This window comes from Ottowia sp., assembly GCF_035444425.1.
Lineage (GTDB): Bacteria > Pseudomonadota > Gammaproteobacteria > Burkholderiales > Burkholderiaceae_C > Ottowia.
In genome coordinates, this window is sequence record NZ_DAOMOQ010000013.1 from 22,746 (window position 1) to 43,561 (window position 20,816).

Sequence of the window (20,816 nt, forward strand, 5' to 3'; positions counted from 1 at the left end):
GGCGAACCGCTGGGTCTCACGGTGCATGCCATGCCGGCGCCGGAAGATGCGCTGGCGCAGGACGCGCGCCGCACCCGCACCGGTCGCTGGCAGATGCTGGCGCTGGCGCTGGTCTGCGCGGCGCCGGTGATCGCCTCGTACTACAGCTACTACGTGGTGCGGCCCGACGCCCGGCGCAGCTTCGGTGAACTGATCGAGCCGCAGCGGGAGTTGCCGGCGGCGATGGCGACCGAGCTGAGCGGCGAGCCGTTCGACCTGGGCCAGCTCAAGGGCCAGTGGCTGCTGGTCAGCGTGGCCGGTGGTGCCTGCGACGAGCTGTGCCAGAGCAATCTGTACCTGCAACGCCAGATGCGCGAGGGCCTGGGCAAGGACAAGGACCGCATCGACTGGGTCTGGCTGGTCGATGATGGTGCGGCGGTCCCTGATGCGCTGCAGCCCGCGCTCGAGCAGGCCAGGGTGCTGCGCGTGCCGGCGGACGAACTGGCGCGCTGGCTGGCGCCCGCGACCGGGCATCGGCTGAACGAGCACCTGTACGTGGTTGATCCGATGGGGCACTGGATGATGCGTTTCCCGGCCCGGCTCGACAAGACCAACGCCGGCAAGGCGCGCAGCGACCTGGGGCGGCTGATGCGCGCCTCGTCCAGCTGGGACCGCGCCGGGCGCGGCGATGGCTGAGGGATAAACTGAGCAGACGCGAATGGTCATGGATAGCTTGCCCCTGTACAACCTGAGCCCAGCCCTGCGCCTGATGGGCATGGGCCTGGTGGTCGCGCTGGGTCCGCTGGCCTGGGTGTGGCTGCGCAGCCGCGACGCTTCGCCGGCGCGCCGGCTGCAGGCACTGACGCTGCTGACGCTGTTCCTGACCTTCGATCTGGTGATGTTCGGCGCCTTCACGCGCCTCACCGATTCCGGCCTCGGCTGCCCCGACTGGCCGGGCTGCTATGGCAAGGCCAGTCCGGTTGGCGCCCACGCCGACATCGCGGTGGCGCAGGAGGCTATGCCGACCGGCCCGGTCACGCACGGCAAGGCCTGGATCGAGATGATCCACCGCTACCTCGCCACCGGGGTCGGCGTGCTGATCATCGTGCTGGCACTGACCACCTGGCTGCAGTGGCGGCGCAGCCGGCGTGCCGAGCCGGGTTCGGCGGTGCAGACTGTGGTGCATCCGTGGTGGCCGCTCGCCACCCTGGTCTGGGTCATCGCACAAGGCGCTTTCGGTGCGCTCACCGTGACCATGAAGCTGTTTCCCGCCATCGTCACCCTGCATCTGCTGGGCGGTGTCGGCCTGCTGGTGCTGCTGGCGGTGCAGGCCGAGCACTACCGGCAGGATGCCGGCGCGCCAGTGGAGGAACTGACGCGCGGGCTGCGCGCACTGCTGTGGCTGAGCGCGGCGATGGTGGCGCTGCAGATCGCGCTGGGCGGCTGGGTCAGCACCAATTACGCCGTGCTGGCCTGCAATACCTTCCCGATGTGCCAGGGCAGCTGGTGGCCGGTGATGGATTTCACCCAGGGCTTCGAGCTGTGGCGGCCGCTGGGCGCTTCTGGCGATGGCTCGCGGCTGGAGTTCCACGCGCTGACGGCGATTCACTACACCCACCGGCTGTTCGCCTACCTGCTGTTCGTGGTCGTCGGCGTATTGGTGTGGCGCCTGCACCGGGCCGGACACCTGGCGGCGCAGCGGCGCTGGGTGCTGATCCTGACCGTGCTGCAGCTGGTCACCGGCCTGTCGAACGTGATCCTGGACTGGCCGGTGCTGGCCGCGGTGCTGCACACCGGCGGTGCGGCCGCCATGATGACCGTACTGGCCTGGGCGTTGTGCGCCAGCCGCGCGCGGTCCGCCGACAGCGTCGCAACCCGGGCTGCGGCCAACCCGCGTGGGGTGGCCGCATGAGCGCCAGGAGGAATCTCAAGTGAGCGTGCAGACCCAGGTGCCGCCCACCGTGCAGGCGCAAGCGGCCGGCTTGCCGACACTGCCGGTCTGGCGCCAGTACTACGCCTTGTCCAAGCCGCGCGTGGTGCAGCTGATCGTGTTCTGCGCCTTCATCGGCATGGTGCTGGCCGTGCCTGGCCTGCCGGGCTGGGCAGCGGTGCAGCGCATGCTGATCGCCAGTTTCGGCATCTGGCTGGTGGCCGGCGCGGCGGCGGCCTTCAACTGCCTGGTCGAGAAGACCATCGATGCCCAGATGCGGCGCACCGCCTGGCGGCCGACGGCGCGCGGCCAGCTGTCGGATCGGCAGGCGCTGGGGTTCTCGATCGCGCTGTGCGCGATCGGCTCGGCGATGCTGTACATCTGGATCAATCCGCTGACCATGTGGCTGACGTTCGCCACCTTCATCGGCTACGCCGTCATCTACACCGTGATTCTGAAGCCGGCGACGCCGCAGAACATCGTCATCGGTGGCGCCTCGGGCGCGATGCCGCCGGTGCTGGGTTGGGCGGCGATGACCAACCACGTGGGGCCGGAGGCGTTGATCCTGTTCCTGATCATCTTCATCTGGACGCCGCCGCACTTCTGGGCGCTGGCGCTGTACCGGGTCGAGGACTACCGCAAGAGCGGGCTGCCGATGCTGCCGGTCACGCACGGCAACGAGTTCACGCGGCTTCAGATCCTGCTCTACACCTTCATCCTGCTGGCGGCCTGCCTGCTGCCCTTCATTTACCGCATGAGCGGCTGGATCTACCTGGTGGCGGCGCTGCTGCTGAACGGCGGCTTCATCTGGTACGCCTACAAGCTGTGGCGTAACTATTCGGACCAGTTGGCGCGCAAGATCTTCCGTTTTTCCCTGATCCACCTGTCGGTGCTGTTCGCGGCGCTGCTGCTGGATCACTACCTGATTTGATAGAGATGAACCGACGAACCGTCCTCCATACCATCGCCGCCAGCGCCGTCTGGCTCGGCGCTGGCGGCCTGCTCGCCGCCTGTTCGCCATCCAAGCCGCAGTTCCGTGGCGTCGACATCACCGGCGCCGACTACGCCAAGGATTTCCAGCTGACCGACTTCAATGGCCAGGCGCGCACCATGCAGGATTTCAAGGGCAAGGTGGTGGTGATGTTCTTCGGCTACACCCAGTGCCCGGACGTCTGCCCGACCACGATGACCACCATGGCGCAGGTCAAGCAGAAGCTGGGTGCCGACGGCGACAAGCTGCAGGTGCTGTTCGTCAGCGTCGACCCCGAGCGCGACACGCCCGCGGTGCTGAAGGAATACATGGCCAGCTTCGACCCCGGCTTCCTGGCGCTGTACGCCGAGTCGCCCGAGAAGCTGGCGGCGCTGGCGATGGACTACAAGGTGTACTTCAAGAAGGCCGACGGCAAGACGCCGACCAGCTACACCGTGGACCACAGCGCGCAGAGCTACATCTACGATCCGCAGGGCCGCCTGCGCCTGTTCGCCCGCTACGGTATGCCGGTCGATGAAGTGACCGAGGACGTCAAGCTGCTGCTCAAGGGCGCCTGAGCCGCTGCGCCCGTCGGTACCTTCCGTTGCGGCGGCACCGACGGCCTTACTCTGCCTTGATCTGTTGCGCGCGGATGATGCCGCCCAGCACGCGCGTGTCGGCCTGGATGCGGTTGGCCAGCGCCTCCGGCGACGAGCCCACCGCCTGCCAGCCCTGCTGGAACAGGCGCTGGCGCATCTCCGGCGCGCGCACGATGGCGCTGACGGCGGCGGCCAGCTTGTCGGCGTGCGCGCGCGGCATGCTCGCCGGCGCGGCGACGGCGTTCCAGATCTCCAGGTTGAAGTTCTTCACGCCGGCTTCGGCCAGGCTGGGCAGCTCCGGCGCCAGGGTGCTGCGCCCGCTGGAGGTGACCGCGATGCCGCGCAGCTTGCCGGCACGGATCTGGGCGCCCGCCAGCGCCGGCGGCAGCATCGACAGTTGCAGGTCGCCCGCCATCATGGCGTTGAACACCTGTGGGTAGCCGGGGTAGGGCACGTGCACCGGCGCGATGCCGGCGCGGTTCTTGAGCAGCTCCATGCCGATGTGGCCGACGGTGCCGACACCGGGCGAGCCGTAGCTCCAGCGGTCGCCGGCGGCGCGTGCGGCGTCGAAGAAGGCCTTGGCGTCAGCGCCGGGTGTACTCGCTGGCGCGGTCAACACCAGAGGCGCCACCCCGACCAGGCTGACCGGCGCCAGGTCGCGCAGCGGGTCGTAGCGCACCGCCGGGTTCAGCAGTCGGGCGATGGTCAGGTTGCCGTTGATCATCAGGCCGATGGTGTGGCCGTCGGTGGCCTTGGCGACCGCGTCGGCACCGATGTTGCCGCCGGCGCCGACGCGGTTCTCGACCACCACCGACTGGCCCAGCGCCTTTTCCAGCGGCTCGGCCAGCGCGCGTGCCGTCAGGTCGGGCGACGAGCCGGCCGGAAAGCCCACCACGATGCGCAGCGGCTTGGACGGCCAGTTGTCGGCGCCTTGCGCCTGGACGATGAAGGGCATGCCAGCGGCGGCCAGGGCGAGTAGGAAACGGCGGCGGAACAGGGAGGTCATGGCGTGGGCAGACTGGGCTGTGAGCTGAGTGATGTGGACGGCGGAATGCGCCAACCGACGCACCGGCAACAAAGGAGTCTGGATTATCCGCGGCGCTGCGTCGGCGTCCAGAAACGCGAACCGCCTGCTGCGCAAGCGCGGCAGGCGGTGGTCCGTGGTGGATGGTGAACGTGAAACCGCTGTGGGTTCAGGCGTACTCGGCCAATGCCGCACGCATCTTCTTCATCGCGGCGACCTCGATCTGGCGGATCCGCTCGGCACTGACGCCGTACTCGGCCGCCAGTTCGTGCAGGGTCATGCCGCCCGAGCCATCGTCGTTGACGTTCAGCCAGCGCTCGGTGACGATGCGGCGGCTGCGCTCGTCCAGGCTCTTGAGCGCTGTAGCGATGCCTTCGGTGGCGAGCACGTCGCGCTGTGCCGATTCGATCATCGCGGTCGGCTCGTAGTTGGCGTCCGACAGGTAGGCGATCGGGCCGAAGGCCTGCTCGCCATCGTCGTGCGGTGCCGGATCCAGCAGTACCTCGCTACCGGCCAGGCGCTTTTCCATTTCGCGCACTTCTTCCGGCTTGACCTTGAGTTCGCGCGCCACCACGTCGATCTGCGCCTCGGTCAGCGCGTCGCGGTGCGTGATGTCGGCTTCCGCATCCTCGACCTTGAAGCCCTGCTTCATCGAGCGCAGGTTGAAGAACAGCTTGCGCTGCGCCTTGGTGGTGGCAACCTTGACCAGGCGCCAGTTCTTCAGGATGTACTCGTGGATCTCGGCCTTGATCCAGTGCAGCGCGTAGCTGACCAGGCGCACGCCCTGGTCGGGGTCGAACCGCTTCACGGCCTTCATCAGGCCGACGTTGCCTTCCTGGATCAGGTCGGCGTGCGGCAGGCCGTAGCCCAGGTACTGGCGGGAAGTGGACACCACCAAGCGCAGATGCGACAGCACCAGCTTACCGGCTGCTTCCAAGCTGCCGGTGTCGCGCAGTTCACGGGCAAAGCGCTGTTCTTCCTCGTGCGTGAGCAGCGGCAGGCGGTTGACCGCGGTGATGTAGGCGTCCAGGTTGCCGAGCGGCGGCACGACCGCCCACGGGTTCGCCGGAACCATCGCATGGGTGCTGGAGCCAGAAACCGAAGCAGTCATCCGTTAATATCCTCTTTTCATAGTCAGGTATTTTAGCACTCTGTTGGATTGAGTGCTAAACGCAAAGTTCACTGCGTTTCTCTGATCTTTCAAGTGTCAGCGCAACCGGGTGACACCGCACCGATTGTCCGGGAGCCGCGCGCTGCCGTCTGTAGGCAGACAGCCCGCCTGGACCGACCTCGGCAGCGTGCCCGCTCGGACTCGGGGAACCCCGACTCCGGCCATTGGCGTCCGCACTTTAGAATCTGTTGCAATGCAGCAGTCGTACAGGCAATCAGACGCATGAATGGCACCCGTGGTTCCGCGCCGGCCGGAAAACAACCGACTGCCGCCCGCGCCGGTGAGCCGGCGCCACGGGTGATCAAGAAGTACCCCAACCGGCGGCTGTACGACACCGCCAGTTCCAGCTACATCACGCTGGCGCAGGTGCGGCAGTTGGTGATGGACCGGGCGAACTTCGTGGTGCGCGATGCCAAGACCGGCGAGGACCTGACGCGCAGCATCCTGCTGCAGATCATCCTGGAGGCCGAGGCGGGCGGCGCGCCGATGTTCACCGAGGAGATGCTGGCCAACGTCATCCGCTTCTATGGCCACGCCATGCAGGGCTTCATGGGCTCCTACCTGGAGAAGAACATCCAGGCCTTCATGGAGATGCAGGCGACGCTGGCCGAGCAGTCCAAGGGCCTGTCGCCCGAGATGTGGTCGCAGTTCATGCGCCTGCAGTCGCCGATGATGCAGGGCCTGATGGGCAACTACGTCGAGCAGAGCAAGCACATGTTCCTGCAGATGCAGGAGCAGATTGCCAAGCAGGCCGAGCAGATGCTCGGTGCGTTCGGGATCAAGCGCTAGCGCGTCGGCCGGTGCCGCTGTTTGCCGAGACGATGCTTGTCATTCGTCGACCTGCCCGCAAGTCATCCGTCGTGACGGCTGCGAAGCAGATCGGTGCAGGGAAAAAGAAAGCCACTCGAAAGTGGCTTTTTCCAGGGCTCTCGCGTAGTTGGCGAGAGCGTGTCAACGAAAGTCTGTGGTGCCCAGGAGAGGACTCGAACCTCCACGGAGTTACCCGCTAGTACCTGAAACTAGTGCGTCTACCAATTCCGCCACCTGGGCATTTCAGGAAACGAGGGATTCTATATCAAGAATTTGGATATTTCCAGCGGCCTGCTGGATGAAATTGAAGGCACGGTGCAAGGCCACCGCGACGGCCATGGTTTCGTGGCGCGCGACGACGGCGAACCGGACATCTATCTGTCACCCAATGAGATGCGCGCGGTGCTGCACCGCGACCGCGTCAAGGTGCGCATCGTGCGCCAGGATCGGCGCGGCCGGCCCGAGGGCCGCGTGCTCGAGATCGTGGAGCGCCCGCCGCACCCGATCATCGGCCGGCTGCTGCAAGAAGGCGGCATCTGGCTGGTGGCGCCGGAGGACAAGCGCTACGGCCAGGACGTACTGATCCCCAAGGCCGCCATCGGCGCCGCGCGCACCGGGCAGGTGGTGGTGGTCGAGTTGACCGAGCCGCCGGCGCTCTACGGCCAGCCGGTCGGACGCGTGAAGGAGGTGCTGGGCGAGATCGACGACCCCGGCATGGAGATCGAGATCGCGGTGCGCAAGTACGGCGTGCCGCACGAGTTCTCCGACGCCGCCATCGGCGAGGCGCGTGCCTTGCCCGACACCGTGCGGCCGGCCGACCGGAAGGGCCGTATCGACCTGACGGACTTGCCGCTGTGCACCATCGACGGCGAGGATGCGCGCGACTTCGACGACGCGGTGTACTGCGAGCCGGCGGTGGTCAGCGGCCGCGGCAAGAAGCCCAACGGCTGGCGCCTGCTGGTGGCGATTGCCGACGTCAGCCACTACGTGCAGACCGGTGCGCCGCTCGACGTCGACGCTTACGACCGCGCCACCAGCGTGTACTTTCCGCGCCGCGTGATTCCCATGCTGCCGGAAAAGCTCAGCAACGGCCTGTGCTCGCTGAACCCCGACGTCGAGCGCCTGTGCATGGTGTGCGACATGGTGGTGAACGCCAAGGGCGAAGTCGTGGCCTACCAATTCTACCCGGCGGTGATGCTCAGCCATGCGCGCTTCACCTACGACGAGGTGGCGGCGATCTTGTCGAACACGCGCGGACCCGAGGCGGCGCGGCGCCAGGAGCGCGTGCCCGATCTGCTGAACCTGCACGACGTGTTCCGCGCCCTGCTGAAAGGGCGCCAGGCACGCGGCGCGGTGGACTTCGACACCGTCGAAACGCAGATCGTCTGCGACGAGGCCGGCCGCATCGAGAAGATCGTGCCGCAGGTGCGCAACGATGCCCACCGCCTGATCGAGGAGTGCATGCTGGCAGCCAACACCTGCAGTGCCGACTTCATCCAGCAGGGCAAGCAGCCCGGCCTGTACCGCGTGCACGAAGGCCCGACGCCGGAGAAGCAGGAGATCCTGCGCGCCTATCTGAGGGCGCTGGGCCTGGGCCTGTCGATCAGCGACGATCCGCACCCGAGCGAATTCCAGCATATCGCCGAGGCCACCAAGGACCGCCCCGACGCCGAGCAGATCCAGATGTTGCTGCTGCGCTCGATGAGCCAGGCCATCTACACGCCCGTCAACAGCGGCCATTTCGGGCTCGCGTACGACGCCTACACCCACTTCACCAGCCCGATCCGGCGCTACCCCGACCTGCTGGTGCACCGGGTGATCAAGGCGATTCTGGACAAGCGCAAGTACCGCCTGCCCGAGCTGCCCACGCCCGGCGAGGCGCACGAGAAGCTGCGCGCGCGCCTGCAGAGGAACAGCGGATCGCGCAAGGTGGCCGAGACCCCGCAGCTCAAGCGGCAGTCGCCCGAGATGCTGGCCTGGGAGGCGGCCGGCCTGCACTGCAGCGCCAACGAGCGCCGTGCCGACGAGGCCAGCCGCGATGTCGAGGCCTGGCTCAAGTGCAAGTACATGCGCGAGCACCTGGGCGAGGAATACGGCGGCACCGTCAGCGCCGCCACCAGCTTCGGCCTGTTCGTCACGCTGGACGAGCTGTACGTCGAGGGCCTGGTGCACATCACCGAGCTGGGCGGCGAGTATTTCCGTTTCGACGAGATCAAGCAGGAGCTGCGCGGCGAGCGCACCGGCATCCGCTACAGCCTGGGCACCCGGGTGCGGGTGCAGGTCAGCCGGGTCGACCTGGACGCGCGCAAGATCGACTTTCGCCTGGTGCATGAAAGCGATGGCCTGCTGTCGCGCGCGATGCGCGACAAGGGCGTGGCGCCAGCCGGCGAGCGCGGCCAGCCGGCCAAGTCCTCGGCCAAGCGGGCCGCGCGCAACAAGCGCGAGGCCGAGCGTGCCCAGCAGGGGGGTGCGCGATCCGCGCCCTCACCCATGCAGGCGCTGAAGTCCGCGGTCAAGAAGGCCTCGGCCAAGGTCCAGAAGAATGGCAAGCCGCGCAGCGGGCGGCGTTGAAGGTCGTATATGAGAACGGGAGCTTGGTCATGAATGCTTCACCATCACGGGTTGCCGTGGTCACCGGCGCCGGCACGGGCATTGGCAAGGCGGCCGCGCTGGCCCTGCTCGGCGATGGCTGGCGCGCGGTGCTGGCCGGCCGTCGAGCAGAGCCGCTGGAGCAGCTGGCGCAGGAGAGCGGCGCGGCGGAGCGTGCGTTGGCGGTGCCCACCGACGTGACCGACCCGCAGGCCGTCAATGCCCTGTTCGACCGCGCGGTGCAGGCCTTCGGCCGGGTCGATCTGCTGTTCAACAACGCCGGCATGGGTGCGCCGGCGGTACCGTTGGAGACGCTCACGCCCGAGCAGTGGCGCGTCGTCGTCGATGTCAACCTGAACGGCATGTTCTGGTGCATCCAGGCCGCGTTCCGCGTCATGAAGGCGCAGTCGCCGCGTGGTGGTCGCATCATCAACAACGGCTCGATCTCGGCCCATGCGCCGCGCCCGCACTCGATCGCCTACACGGCCACCAAGCACGCCGTCACTGGCCTGACCAGGGCCGCCTCGCTGGACGGCCGCGCGCACGACATCGCGGTCGGCCAGATCGACATCGGCAATGCCGCCACCGACATGACCGAGCGCATGGCCGCCGGCATCCTGCAGGCCAACGGCCAGCTGATGGAAGAGCCACGCATGGACGTGGCCGTGGTCGGGCAGTCGGTGCTGTACATGGCGAACCTGCCGCTGTCGGCCAACGTGCTGTTCCACACCGTGATGGCGACCACGATGCCGTTCGTGGGGCGCGGCTGAGCGCGCAGGGGCGATTGCCGCCGGCCGGGGTCGCCGGCACCGGCAGCCGGAGCTGGTCCTCAGGGCCGCAGGGCGCGCGCCAGCCGGCTCGCCGTCAGCGCCCGGTCGGCCGGCCAGGCATCGGCCACCGTGCCGTGCTGGTAGACCGCCTGGCACGCGGCCTCGAAAGCCGGGCCGTGGCTGGCCAGGCGCGCGCCGACCAGGCCGGCCAGCACGTCGCCGGTGCCGGCCGTGGCCAGGCGCGCGTTGCCGCTCGGGTTGATGCGCGGCGTGCGGCCGGGCGCTGCGATGACGGTGCCCGAGCCCTTGAGTACCACCGTGCACTGAAAGCGCTCGGCGAGCAGGCCGGCGGCGCACAAGCGGTCGTGCTGTACCTCGATCGATGAGCTGCCCAGCAGCCGTGCCGCTTCCAGCGGGTGTGGTGTCAGCACCGTGGCCTGGCCAGTTGCCGCGCGGCTGCGCAAGGCCGTTTGCAGCGCCGGGTCGGCAGCGATGGCGTTGAGCGCATCGGCGTCCAGCACCAGGCGCGGCGCCCGCGCCAGCACGGCGGGCAGCACGGCGCGCACCGCCTCGCCGCCGCCGCAACCGCACACCACGGTCAGCGCATGCAGCTCCAGCGCATCGAAGCGCCGCAGCATCAGTTCCGGCTGGCTCGTGTCCTGGGCCAGCGCGCCGTCGTCCAGCAGATTCACCAGCACCCGGCCCGCACCGCCGTGCAGCGCGGCGCTGGCCGCCAGCAGCGCGGCGCCGCCCATGCCCAGGCCGCGCGCCGCCAGTCCTTCGCCGCCGATCACTGCGACGTCGCCGTAACTGCCCTTGTGGCTGGCGTGCGGGCGCGTGCTGGCGTGCGGCGCGCCGTTGAGCCAGGCTGTCGGCTCGGCTTCGTGCGCGTCGGAGGCGACGCCGAGGTCGTCGAACCACAGCGTGCCGCAGGCGTCACGGCCCTGAGCCGTGAACAGGCCGGGCTTGAGCGTGAGCAGGCTGAGCGTGTGGCGCGCCGAACCGGGTCCAGAGGTTGTGGCTTGGCGGTGGGCGCCGGCCGGCTGCAGGTCCGGCTCCTGCAGGCATCCTGTATCGGCGTCCAGGCCGGTCGGCAGGTCGATCGCCAGCAGCGCCGCCGGGCTGGCGCGCAAGTGTGCGAGCCATTCGGCCATGCGGCCGCCCGGCGCGCGTGCCGCGCCGATGCCGAGCAAGGCGTCGATGCACAGGTCCTGTGAGTCGAGTTCGGTCGGTGGCTTGTTGGTGAAGCGCACGCCGGCATCGCTCGCCCGTTGCCACGAGGCGCGCGCACCGGGCGGCGCCGTGTCGGGCTTGCCCAGCCAGCTGACGACTGGCTGGACGCCCCAGCGGTGCAGGTGCAGCGCCGCTTCCAACCCGTCGCCGCCGTTGTTGCCTGGCCCGCAGGCGATCCAGACCGTGCGCGCGTGCGGCCGCAGCGCCAGCGCCAGCCGCGCCGCCGCGAGGCCGGCGCGCTGCATCAGGCTGTGCGGCGGCAGCGCGGCCGCGGCCGCCGCTTCGATGCGGCGCGTGGCGGCGACATCGTGAAGCGGGGTGGTGCGCTGCAGGGACACCCGGGTCGGCATGGTGCAGTCATTGTGCCTCCGCCGCTGCGTGCGACGCCTGCCGGGCACTCAGCCGTAGCGCGCCAGGCCCAGCCCCTCGGTGTCGATGGCGGGCGCCTGGCCGGCGATCTGGTCGGCTAGCACGCGCGCCGAGCCGCAGGCCAGCGCCCAGCCGCTGGAGCCGTGCCCCAGGTTGAGCCACAGGCCGGGGATGCCGCTGGCGCCGATGCTGGGCGGGCCATCGGGCAGCATCGGGCGTGCGCCCTTCCAGACCTGCACGCCGGCGGACAGGCGGGCGGCGGCCGGGTACCAGTCGTGCAGCACCTTGTACAGGGTGCGGACCGCGCCCGGGTTGATGGCCTCGGCGCGGCCGCCGAGCTCGGCCGAGCCGGCTACGCGCACGCGCTGGCCGATGCGCGTGATGGCGACCTTGTGGCGCTCGTCCATCACGCCGCTGCGCGGTGCGTGCAGCGGCTCCGGGATCGGTGCGCTGATCGAGTAGCCGTACACCGGGCGCAGCGGCAGCCGGATGCCCAGCGGCCGCAGCAGCGCGGCCGACTGCACGCCGGCGCACAGCACGATGGCGTCGAAGCCTTGTGGCGCCGGTTCGCCGGCCAGCTCCAGCGTGGCTGGTGCGGCAGGATCGAGGCGTGCGACGGGCGTATTGAAGCAGAATCGCGCGCCCAGCGCTTGGGCGGCGTCGCGAAGGATGACGGCGAACTGGCGGCAGTTGCCGACCTCGTCCTGCGGCAGGTGGATGGCTGCGGCCAGCGGTGTGTCCGGGTGCAGCGCCGGCTCGATCTGGCGCGCCTCGTCGCCGCTGATTTCGTGAAACGCCAGGCCCAGTTCACGCAGCAAGGCCAGGCCGGGCTGCACCAGACGGCGCTCCTGCTCGCCGCGCAGCAGTACCAGGTAGCCATCGCTGCGTTCGAAGTCGCAGGCCAGATCGGCGCTGACCTGGTGCAGTTGCTGGCGGCTGTAGAGGGCCAGACGTTGCAGGCGGGTGCGGTTGGCGGCGTAGGCGCCGGGCTCGCAGGCGCGCAGCCAGCGACGCATCCAGCCCAGGTCGGTGGCGGCCAGCGGACGCAGGAGTCGAACCGGCGCGTGGCGTGCCAGCAGGTGCCTTATCACCTTGCCCGGCATGCCGGGCGCGGCCCAGGGCGTGACGTAGCCGGGCGCCACCACGCCGGCGTTGGCGAAGCTGGCCGCTTCGGCCACCATCGCGTGGCGCTCGAACACCGTGACCTGGTGGCTGTCGATGGCCAGCTCGTAGGCGGTGCTCACGCCGACGATGCCGGCCCCCAGAACGGCGATGCGCATGCTCAGCGCGCGCGTGGCTGACCGGGCCTTGCAGCGGCGGCTCGCTCGCGCGACGCGTGCGTGCGATGCGGGCAGGCGCAAGGTGGTGCCACGCGCGGTTGGCCATGCGAAGCGGTCATGTGGTTCTCGGCGGCGCAGGCGGCTGGCAGCGCGCAGGCTATAATCCTAAAGTTTTGCTGCCGGCAGGTGCCTTGCGCGCCGCGCCCATAGTGTACGCCGAGTGCGGCAAGACAAATAGCAAACCAGTCCCCACGAGGTGTCGCCGCTGCCTTTCACAAGGCGTTCGCGGCGATGAGCGGCTGGATTTTAGACCCAACCTTGAGAAGGTAATTTCAATGTCCGTGACCATGCGTCAAATGCTGGAAGCCGGTGTCCACTTCGGTCACCAGACGCGCTTCTGGAACCCCAAGATGGCCCCGTATATCTTCGGCCATCGCAACAAGATCCACATCATCAACCTGGAAAAATCGCTGCCGATGTTCCAGGAGGCGCAGAAGTTCGCCAAGCAGCTGGCGGCCAACCGCGGCACCATCCTGTTCGTCGGCACCAAGCGCCAGGCGCGCGACACGGTGGCCGAGGAAGCACGCCGCTGCGGCATGCCGTTTGTCGAGCAGCGCTGGCTGGGCGGCATGCTGACCAACTTCAAGACCGTCAAGATCTCGCTCAAGCGCCTGAAGGACATGAAGGCCCAGCTCGAGGCCGGCCTTGACAGCATGAGCAAGAAGGAGCAGCTGATGTTCAACCGCGAGCTGGCCAAGCTCGAGAAGGACATCGGCGGCATCGAGGACATGGGCGCGCTGCCCGACGCGATCTTCGTGATCGATGTCGGCTTCCATAAGATCGCGGTTGCCGAGGCGCAGAAGCTGGGCATTCCGCTGATCGGCGTGGTCGACTCGAACCACAACCCGGACGGCATCGACTACGTGATTCCCGGCAACGATGACTCGGCCAAGGCGGTGACGCTGTACGCGCGCGGCCTGGCCGATGCGGTGCTGGTCGGCAAGGCCGACGCCGTCAGCGACGTCGTCAAGGCGGTGCAGGCCGAAGGCGACGACGAGTTCGTCGAGGTCGAGGACGAGAACGCCGCCTGATGCCACGCACGGCCGTTCGCGGCTGCACGCGAAGGGGCGTCACAGCCCCTTTTTTTTAATGTCTTGAACTGTTGATCGGGCCCGGCTGGCCCGGCACACGAATCACCCCACGGAGTAAGCACAAATGGCAGCAATCACCGCAAGCATGGTCGCCGAACTGCGCGCCAAGACCGACGCCCCCATGATGGAATGCAAGAAAGCCCTGGTCGAGGCCGATGGCGACATGGCTAAGGCCGAGGAGCTGCTGCGCGTCAAGCTCGGCACCAAGGCCGGCAAGGCCGCCAGCCGCGTGACGGCCGAGGGCGTTGTTGCCGCCCACGTCGACGGCGACACCGGCGCCATGATCGAAGTCAACTGCGAGACCGATTTCGTGACCAAGAACGAGGCCTTCATCAACATGGCCGCCGCCGCCGCCCGCCTGGTGGCCGAACAGAACCCGGCCGACATCGCCGCCCTGGGCGCGCTGGCCTACGAGCAGGACGGCTATGGCCCGACGCTGGAGGACGTGCGCGTCGGCCTGGTCGGCAAGATCGGCGAGAACATGAGCTTCCGCCGCTTCGTGCGCAAGTCGGGCAGCCCGCTGGCCAGCTACGTGCACGGCACCCGCATCGGCGTGCTCGTCGAGTACCAGGGCGACGCCGCGGCGGCCAAGGACGTGGCCATGCACGTGGCGGCCATGAAGCCGGTGGCGCTGGCCGCGAGCGACGTGCCGGCCGAGATGATCGAGCGCGAGCGCAGCGTCGCCGCCGCCAAGGCGGCCGAGTCGGGCAAGCCGGCCGATATCGCCGCCAAGATGGTCGAGGGCTCGGTGCAGAAGTACCTGAAGGAAGTCTCGCTGTTCAACCAGCCGTTCGTGAAGAACGACAAGCAGTCGGTCGAGCAGATGCTGAAGGAAAAGGCCACCACGGTGACCGGCTTCACGCTGTACGTGGTGGGCGAGGGCATCGAGAAGCGCGCCGACGACTTCGCCGCCGAGGTGGCGGCGCAGGTGGCTGCAGCAAAAGGCGCGTGACGCCCCCCGAGAGGCTGATGCCGCTTCCCCCTCTTGTTGCGTGAGGGGGCGACGCCGATGCCCGGCGCGGGTCCGGGCATGGCGTCCGCTGGTTCGGCTTGCTTCCCGGCCATCCGACGAACCCGCTGCCAGCAGAAGACGAATCACCCACTGTAGACTCTTGCCCGCCGCAACCCCCGGAGCCCGCCGATGACCAAAGCCAAACCTGCCCACAAGCGCATCCTGCTCAAGCTCTCCGGCGAGGCCCTGATGGGCGACGATGCCTTCGGCATCAACCGCGCCACCATCGAGCGGATCGTGGGCGAGATTGCCGAGGTGACGCGCATGGGCGTCGAGGTGGCGGTGGTGATCGGTGGTGGCAACATCTTCCGCGGCGTGGCCGGTGGCTCCGAGGGCATGGACCGCGCCACGGCCGACTACATGGGCATGCTGGCGACGGTGATGAATGCGCTGGCGCTGGCCGACGCCATGAACCAGCAGGGCCTGACGGCGCGCGTGATGAGCGCCATCGGCATCGAGCAGGTGGTCGAGCCCTACGTGCGACCCAAGGCGCTGCAGTACCTGGAGGAAGGCAAGGTGGTGGTGTTCGCCGCCGGCACCGGCAACCCCTTCTTCACCACCGACACCGCGGCGGCGCTGCGTGGCGCCGAGATCGGCGCCGAACTGGTGCTGAAGGCGACCAAGGTCGATGGCGTCTACACCGCCGACCCGAACAAGGACCCCAAGGCCACGCGCTACACGCACCTGAGCTTCGACGAGGCCATGATCAAGAACCTGGGCATCATGGATGCCACGGCGTTCGCGCTGTGCCGGGACCAGAAGCTGCCGATCAAGGTGTTCTCGATCTTCAAGCCGGGCGCGTTGAGGAACGTGATGCTGGGTGGCGACGAAGGCACGCTGGTGCACGTTTGATTTTCCGGGCGCGCGGGGCGCGCATCGATTCGAGGGGCGGCGACGGTGATGGGGGCGGGTTCGACCGCCCGACGCTCGATCCCGTGCTGCCGGGGCGGCGCCTTGTCTGCCGCAATAATGCATGGCTGGAGAATGCTGACATGACGATTGCCGACATCAAGACCAACGCGCAGGGCAAGATGGACCAGTCCATCGCCGCCTTCAAGAACAACCTGACCAAGATCCGCACCGGCCGCGCCAACCCGGCCCTGCTCGACACCATCCACGTCGAGTACTACGGCAACCATGTGCCGCTGTCGCAGGTGGCCAACGTGTCGCTGCTGGACGCGCGCACCATCAGCGTGCAGCCGTGGGAAAAGGGCATGGGCGCGAAGATCGAGAAGGCCATCCGCGAGAGCGACCTGGGCCTGAACCCCGCCAGCATGGGTGACCTGATCCGGGTGCCGATGCCGCCGATGAGCGAGGAGCGCCGCAAGGAGATGACCAAGATCGTGCGACACGAGGGCGAGCAGGCCAAGATCGCCATCCGCAACCTGCGCCGCGATGCCAACGACGCCATCAAGAAACTGGTCAAGGACAAGGAAGCCACCGAGGACGAGCAGAAGCGCAGCGAAGCCGAGATCCAGAAGGTGACCGACAAGCATGTGGCCGAGATCGACGAACTGGTGGCGTCGAAGGAAAAGGACATCATGGAGGTTTGACGCTCCCCCCTGAGTCGCCTGCGGCGCCTTCCCCCCCCCCCAGGGGGACAACGCTGGGGGCCGGGGGGACCCCGGCCACGGCGTTCCGGCTTGGCCTGCTCCGCGGCCTCTGGATCGGGCTTGCTGCGCAGCCCTTTGATAACAACTGCACGCGCTGATGGCAAACGCTTCATCCTTCAACGGCGTACCGCACCACATCGCCATCGTGATGGATGGCAACGGGCGCTGGGCCAAGCGCCGCCTGATGCCGCGCATCGCGGGGCATCGGCAGGGCGTGGAATCGCTGCGTCGCTGCATCCGCGCCTGCGTCAAGCGCGGCGTGCGGGTGCTGACGGTGTTCGCCTTCTCGTCGGAGAACTGGAACCGGCCGCCCGACGAGGTCAGCGGGCTGATGGAACTGCTGGCCAAGGCGCTGGCGCGCGAGGTGCCGGAACTGAGGAAGGGCGGCATCCAGCTGCATTTCGTCGGTGACCGGGGGAGCCTGTCGGAAGGCCTGCGCCAGGGTCTGGCACGCGCGGAGGCAGAGACCGCCGACAATGGCCGCATGGTCCTGAACGTCTGCTTCAACTACGGTGGCCGCTGGGACATTGCGCAGGCGGCAGCGCGCCTGGCCGAGCGCGGCGAGCCGATCACGGAAGGCGCGCTGGACCGGGCCATGGCCTTGTCGCACGTGCCCGATCCCGACCTGCTGATCCGCACCGGCGGCGAGCAGCGCATCAGCAATTTCCTGCTCTGGCAATGCGCCTACAGCGAGTTGCACTTCACTGAACGGCTGTGGCCGGATTTCGACGAGGCCGCGCTGGACGAGGCGCTGGCCGCCTACGCCGCGCGCGAGCGGCGTTTCGGCCAGACCTCCGAACAGTTGGTGCGGCAAGCCGCGGGCTGAGCAAAGTGCTGCTGCAACGCGTCATTACCGCCCTGGTGCTGCTGGCGATCCTGCTGCCGGCGCTGTTCGCGTCCTCGGCCACGCCCTTCATCGCGCTGACGCTGGCGTTCATCGCCGCTGCCGCCTGGGAATGGGCGCGCCTGAACGGCATCGCTGGTGCGGGCGCGTCGCTGACCGGGTTGCTGTGCGCTGTGGCCTGCGCAGTGCTGTGGTGGAGCGGCGCGGTCGAGCGCCCGCTGCCGCTGCTATGGGCCGTGGCCGGCGCCCTGTGGGTACTGGGCGGCGTCTGGCTACTCAAGCGCGGCGTGGGCGGCTGGTCGGCACTGCCGCGGGGGCCGCGCTGGCTGATCGGCGTGGTGATGCTGTGCCTGGCCTGGCTGGCGATCGCGCAGGCACGGCGCGTCGGCATCAACTTCCTGCTGTCGGTGCTGGTGCTGGTGTGGGCGGCCGATATCTTCGCCTACTTTGCCGGCCGGGCGCTGGGCGGCAGGCTGACCGGCGGGCGCAAGCTGGCGCCGGCCATCAGCCCCGGCAAGAGCTGGGAAGGCGTGTGGGGCGGCATGCTGGGCGTGCTGGCGGTGGCGGCGGTCTGGATCTGGGCGGACCGCACCAGTGCGCCCGACAGCGCCAGCCTGTACACGCAGCTGCATGCCGCTGGTCTGCTGCCGCTGCTGCTGGGCGCGCTGTTCCTGGCGGCCATGAGCGTGATTGGTGACCTGATCGAATCGCTGGTCAAGCGCAGCGCCGGCATGAAGGATTCGAGCCAGTTGCTGCCTGGCCACGGCGGCGTGCTGGACCGCATCGATGCGCTGCTGCCGACGCTGCCGCTGGCGCTGATGCTGGTGTCGCAGCTGCGGGGCGCGGCATGAGCGCCAGGCAACGCCTGGCGGTGCTCGGCTCCACCGGCTCGATCGGTACCAGCACGCTGGACGTGGTGGCGCGTCATCCGGAGCGCTTCGAGGTGGTGGGGCTGAGCGCGGCGACCCAGGTCGAGCTGCTGTTGGCGCAGTGTGAGCGATTCCGGCCCCGGGTGGCGGTGATGAGCAGCGAAACGCATGCGGCCGAGCTGGCGCGCCGGTTGCAGGCGCGCGGTCTGTCGACCCAGGTCGAGCACGGCGCGCCGGCGATCGCGCAGCTGGCCGCCGACCCGGCGGTGGACACGGTGATGGCCGCCATCGTCGGCGCCGCCGGCCTGGCGCCCTGCCTGGCGGCGGCGCGCACCGGCAAGCGCCTGCTGCTGGCCAACAAGGAGGCGCTGGTGGTCGGCGGCGAGGTGTTCCTGCGCGCGGTGCGCGAGGGCGGCGCCACGCTGCTGCCCATCGACAGCGAGCATTCGGCGATCTTCCAGTCGCTGCCTGAAGATCCGGCGACCTGGGGCGAGCGCATCGACAAGATCATCCTCACCGCCTCGGGCGGGCCGTTCCGCACCCGCGCGGCGGCCAGCTTGCGCGAGGTGACGCCGGAGCAGGCCTGCGCGCACCCGAACTGGGTGATGGGGCGCAAGATCTCGGTCGATTCGGCCACCATGATGAACAAGGCGCTGGAGGTGATCGAGGCGCGCTACCTGTTCGGCGTCACGCCCGAGCAGCTCGAGGTGGTGATCCACCCACAGAGCGTGATTCACTCGATGGTGCAGTACAAGGACACCTCGGTGGTGGCGCAGCTTGGCACGCCCGACATGCGGGTGCCGATCGCCTATGGCCTGGCCTGGCCGGAGCGCATCGGCTCCGGCGCGGTGGCGCTGGATTTCCGCGCCCTGCAGGACCTGACTTTCGAGCCGATCGACGGCGACGGCCACCGAGAGCGCTTTCCCGGACTCGCGCTGGCCTGGGAGTCGCTGCGCGCGGCGCCCGGCAGTTGCGCCGTGCTGAATGCCGCCAATGAGGTCGCGGTGGCGGCCTTCCTGGAGCGTCGGATCCGCTTCGACCAGATCCACCAGGTCAACCGCGCCACGCTGGACCGCGTGCAGCCCGACGCGCCCGACGGGCTGGACGCGCTGCTGGCGCTCGATGCGCGTTCGCGCGGGTCCGCGCAGGAGCTGGTGCGCGTTCTGGCGGCCTGAAGCCGCGCGCCACGCCTGAACTTTCGGCCCCGGACAGGGACAATACGGCATGCTGATGACCCTGATCGCCTTCGTCGTCGCGCTCGGCCTGCTGATCGCCGTGCACGAGTGGGGCCACTACCGCATGGCGGTGGCGCGCGGGGTGCGGGTGGAGCGCTTCTCGGTCGGTTTCGGCCGGCCCCTCATGCGCTTCAAGCCGCGCTGCCAGCATCCAGGCCAGGACACCGAATTCGTGCTTGCCGCCATCCCGTTCGGCGGCTACGTCAAGATGCTGGACGAGCGTGAGGCGCCGGTGTCCGAGGCCGAGCGGCACCTGGCCTTCAACACCCAACCGCTGATCTCGCGCACGCTGATCGTGGCGGCCGGCCCAGTCGCCAACCTGCTGCTGGCGGTGCTGCTCTACGCCATGGTCAACTGGATCGGCGTCGAGGAGCCGCGCGCCATCCTGTCGCCGCCGGCGGCCGGTTCGCTGGCCGCGCAGGCCGGCCTGCACGGCGGTGAGCTGGTGCGCAGTGCGGCGTTGGCCGGTGACGACCTGGAGCCGGTGGCCTCGTTCGAGAGTCTGCGCTGGACGCTGACGCGTGGCGCCCTGAATGGCGTGGATGTGGTGCTCGATGTCGCGCGCACCGACGGCAGCCGCGCGCGTGCGCTGACGCTGCCCTTATCGACGCTGGCGCAGCGCGAGCCGGACGCGAAACTGTTTCGTGCCATCGGCATCGTGGCGCCGCTGAGCCAGCCGGTGCTGGGCGAGTTGATGGCCGGCGGTGCGGCCGAGCGCGCCGGCCTGCGCGAGGGCGATCTGGTGCGCCGCATCGGCAGCACACAGGTGCTGGACGGACAGCAGCTGCGCGAGCTGATCCGTGCCTCGGGCCGGAACGGCCCGCCGGTGGCGTCGGAGTGGCTGATCGAGCGCGAAGGCCGCAGCCTGACGATCGAGGTGCGGCCCGATGCGCACCAGGAGAACGGCCAGCCGATCGGCCGCCTCGGCGCCTACGTCGGCGGCGCGCCGGAGCGGGTGCTGGTGCGCCAGGGCCCGCTCGATGGTCTGTGGTCGGGTGTCGAGCGGGTCTGGCAGGTGTCGGCGCTGTCCATCCGGCTGCTCGGCCGCATGGTGATCGGCGACATGTCGCTGAAGAACCTGAGCGGGCCGATCGCTATCGCCGACTACGCCGGCAAGTCGGCGGCGCTGGGGCTGACCTACTACCTGGGCTTTCTAGCCTTCATCAGCGTCAGCCTGGGCGTGCTCAATCTGTTGCCGCTGCCGGTCCTCGATGGCGGGCACCTGATGTATTATCTTTGGGAGGCGGTGACGGGCAGGCCCGTCACCGATGTCTGGCTGGATCGGCTGCAGCGCGTGGGCATGTTCCTGCTACTGTCCGTGATGGCCATCGCGGTATACAACGACATCGCGACCCGGCTTGGCTGACC

General features: G+C 68.9%; 19 protein-coding genes and 1 tRNA gene. 15 read left to right on the top strand and 5 right to left on the bottom strand.

The annotated features are described in order from the left end of the window. The first annotated feature begins 30 nt into the window (after positions 1–30). Genes PK606_RS07225 through PK606_RS07240 form a run of 4 tightly spaced genes read left to right on the top strand, consistent with a single transcriptional unit; the run spans position 31 to position 3,457 of the window. Entirely contained in the window at positions 31–675 is a 645-nt protein-coding gene (locus PK606_RS07225; RefSeq protein WP_324562230.1) for a redox-active disulfide-containing membrane protein, read from the top strand. Positions 676–697: 22 nt separating this feature from the next. Next, positions 698–1,891, top strand: a complete 1,194-nt coding sequence (locus tag PK606_RS07230; protein ID WP_502920800.1) for a COX15/CtaA family protein — start codon at positions 698–700, stop codon at positions 1,889–1,891. Between the two features lie 49 nt (positions 1,892–1,940). Next, positions 1,941–2,840, top strand: a complete 900-nt coding sequence (cyoE, locus tag PK606_RS07235) for a heme o synthase (protein ID WP_324562333.1) — start codon at positions 1,941–1,943, stop codon at positions 2,838–2,840. A 5-nt stretch (positions 2,841–2,845) separates the two neighbouring features. Next, positions 2,846–3,457, top strand: coding sequence for an SCO family protein (locus PK606_RS07240; RefSeq protein WP_324562235.1), 612 nt, complete (start codon positions 2,846–2,848; stop codon positions 3,455–3,457). Positions 3,458–3,503: 46 nt separating this feature from the next. Here PK606_RS07240 and PK606_RS07245 read toward each other — a convergent pair whose 3' ends face one another. Then, positions 3,504–4,433, bottom strand: a complete 930-nt coding sequence (locus tag PK606_RS07245) for a Bug family tripartite tricarboxylate transporter substrate binding protein (RefSeq protein WP_324562335.1) — start codon at positions 4,431–4,433, stop codon at positions 3,504–3,506. A 238-nt stretch (positions 4,434–4,671) separates the two neighbouring features. Continuing rightward, the gene (rpoH, locus tag PK606_RS07250) at positions 4,672–5,577 is read right to left on the bottom strand and encodes an RNA polymerase sigma factor RpoH (RefSeq protein ID WP_502920801.1); all 906 of its coding nucleotides are present in this window, start codon (positions 5,575–5,577) and stop codon (positions 4,672–4,674) included. Positions 5,578–5,895: 318 nt separating this feature from the next. On the opposite strand from rpoH, the gene phaR reads away from it, so the two are divergent. Next, positions 5,896–6,462, top strand: coding sequence for a polyhydroxyalkanoate synthesis repressor PhaR (gene phaR, locus PK606_RS07255; protein WP_324562238.1), 567 nt, complete (start codon positions 5,896–5,898; stop codon positions 6,460–6,462). Between the two features lie 176 nt (positions 6,463–6,638). On the opposite strand, the gene PK606_RS07260 is transcribed toward phaR, so the two are convergent. Then, positions 6,639–6,723 (bottom strand) — tRNA-Leu (locus PK606_RS07260). Positions 6,724–6,762: 39 nt separating this feature from the next. Between PK606_RS07260 and rnr the strand changes: the two genes are divergently transcribed. Next, positions 6,763–9,054 (top strand): ribonuclease R, encoded by a 2,292-nt coding sequence (gene rnr, locus PK606_RS07265; protein ID WP_324562338.1) that lies wholly within the window; start codon positions 6,763–6,765, stop codon positions 9,052–9,054. A 29-nt stretch (positions 9,055–9,083) separates the two neighbouring features. Continuing rightward, positions 9,084–9,842, top strand: a complete 759-nt coding sequence (locus PK606_RS07270; RefSeq protein ID WP_324562240.1) for an SDR family oxidoreductase — start codon at positions 9,084–9,086, stop codon at positions 9,840–9,842. Between the two features lie 59 nt (positions 9,843–9,901). Here the strand turns inward: PK606_RS07270 and PK606_RS07275 are convergent, their stop codons facing one another. Together PK606_RS07275 and PK606_RS07280 are read right to left on the bottom strand one after the other, a co-directional pair. Further along, complete coding sequence (locus tag PK606_RS07275) at positions 9,902–11,425, bottom strand: NAD(P)H-hydrate dehydratase (protein WP_324562242.1); 1,524 nt, start codon at positions 11,423–11,425, stop codon at positions 9,902–9,904. A 48-nt stretch (positions 11,426–11,473) separates the two neighbouring features. Beyond that, on the bottom strand, positions 11,474–12,724 hold the full coding sequence (locus PK606_RS07280; protein ID WP_324562244.1) for a D-amino acid dehydrogenase: 1,251 nt from the start codon (positions 12,722–12,724) through the stop codon (positions 11,474–11,476). A gap of 335 nt (positions 12,725–13,059) precedes the next feature. Between PK606_RS07280 and rpsB the strand changes: the two genes are divergently transcribed. The 8 genes from rpsB (at position 13,060) to rseP (ending at position 20,814) form a co-directional block, all read left to right on the top strand. Next, on the top strand, positions 13,060–13,815 hold the full coding sequence (gene rpsB / locus PK606_RS07285) for a 30S ribosomal protein S2 (protein WP_324562246.1): 756 nt from the start codon (positions 13,060–13,062) through the stop codon (positions 13,813–13,815). A gap of 124 nt (positions 13,816–13,939) precedes the next feature. Next, entirely contained in the window at positions 13,940–14,827 is an 888-nt protein-coding gene (tsf, locus tag PK606_RS07290; RefSeq protein ID WP_324562247.1) for a translation elongation factor Ts, read from the top strand. Between the two features lie 189 nt (positions 14,828–15,016). Beyond that, entirely contained in the window at positions 15,017–15,739 is a 723-nt protein-coding gene (gene pyrH, locus PK606_RS07295; RefSeq protein WP_324562249.1) for a UMP kinase, read from the top strand. A 140-nt stretch (positions 15,740–15,879) separates the two neighbouring features. Continuing rightward, positions 15,880–16,440 (top strand): ribosome recycling factor, encoded by a 561-nt coding sequence (gene frr / locus PK606_RS07300; RefSeq protein WP_324562251.1) that lies wholly within the window; start codon positions 15,880–15,882, stop codon positions 16,438–16,440. Positions 16,441–16,597: 157 nt separating this feature from the next. Further along, on the top strand, positions 16,598–17,326 hold the full coding sequence (uppS, locus tag PK606_RS07305; RefSeq protein WP_324562254.1) for a polyprenyl diphosphate synthase: 729 nt from the start codon (positions 16,598–16,600) through the stop codon (positions 17,324–17,326). Between the two features lie 5 nt (positions 17,327–17,331). After that, positions 17,332–18,195, top strand: a complete 864-nt coding sequence (locus PK606_RS07310) for a phosphatidate cytidylyltransferase (protein WP_324562256.1) — start codon at positions 17,332–17,334, stop codon at positions 18,193–18,195. Further along, positions 18,192–19,388, top strand: a complete 1,197-nt coding sequence (gene ispC / locus PK606_RS07315) for a 1-deoxy-D-xylulose-5-phosphate reductoisomerase (protein ID WP_324562258.1) — start codon at positions 18,192–18,194, stop codon at positions 19,386–19,388. The genes PK606_RS07310 and ispC overlap by 4 nt, the downstream gene beginning before the upstream one ends. A gap of 49 nt (positions 19,389–19,437) precedes the next feature. After that, on the top strand, positions 19,438–20,814 hold the full coding sequence (rseP, locus tag PK606_RS07320; protein WP_324562261.1) for an RIP metalloprotease RseP: 1,377 nt from the start codon (positions 19,438–19,440) through the stop codon (positions 20,812–20,814). Positions 20,815–20,816: the final 2 nt, after the last annotated feature.

Coding starts and splice junctions, on each gene's coding strand:
- PK606_RS07280 (WP_324562244.1), bottom strand. CDS start 12,724: ATGCGCATCGCCGTTCTGGGGGCCGGCATCGTCGGCGTGAGCACCGCC.
- tsf (WP_324562247.1), top strand. CDS start 13,940: ATGGCAGCAATCACCGCAAGCATGGTCGCCGAACTGCGCGCCAAGACC.
- PK606_RS07275 (WP_324562242.1), bottom strand. CDS start 11,425: ATGCCGACCCGGGTGTCCCTGCAGCGCACCACCCCGCTTCACGATGTC.
- rpsB (WP_324562246.1), top strand. CDS start 13,060: ATGTCCGTGACCATGCGTCAAATGCTGGAAGCCGGTGTCCACTTCGGT.
- PK606_RS07230 (WP_502920800.1), top strand. CDS start 698: ATGGTCATGGATAGCTTGCCCCTGTACAACCTGAGCCCAGCCCTGCGC.
- pyrH (WP_324562249.1), top strand. CDS start 15,017: ATGACCAAAGCCAAACCTGCCCACAAGCGCATCCTGCTCAAGCTCTCC.
- rpoH (WP_502920801.1), bottom strand. CDS start 5,577: ATGGTTCCGGCGAACCCGTGGGCGGTCGTGCCGCCGCTCGGCAACCTG.
- PK606_RS07225 (WP_324562230.1), top strand. CDS start 31: ATGCCGGCGCCGGAAGATGCGCTGGCGCAGGACGCGCGCCGCACCCGC.
- phaR (WP_324562238.1), top strand. CDS start 5,896: ATGAATGGCACCCGTGGTTCCGCGCCGGCCGGAAAACAACCGACTGCC.
- PK606_RS07245 (WP_324562335.1), bottom strand. CDS start 4,433: ATGCCCTTCATCGTCCAGGCGCAAGGCGCCGACAACTGGCCGTCCAAG.
- frr (WP_324562251.1), top strand. CDS start 15,880: ATGACGATTGCCGACATCAAGACCAACGCGCAGGGCAAGATGGACCAG.
- ispC (WP_324562258.1), top strand. CDS start 18,192: ATGAGCGCCAGGCAACGCCTGGCGGTGCTCGGCTCCACCGGCTCGATC.
- PK606_RS07240 (WP_324562235.1), top strand. CDS start 2,846: ATGAACCGACGAACCGTCCTCCATACCATCGCCGCCAGCGCCGTCTGG.
- PK606_RS07270 (WP_324562240.1), top strand. CDS start 9,084: ATGAATGCTTCACCATCACGGGTTGCCGTGGTCACCGGCGCCGGCACG.
- uppS (WP_324562254.1), top strand. CDS start 16,598: ATGGCAAACGCTTCATCCTTCAACGGCGTACCGCACCACATCGCCATC.
- rseP (WP_324562261.1), top strand. CDS start 19,438: ATGCTGATGACCCTGATCGCCTTCGTCGTCGCGCTCGGCCTGCTGATC.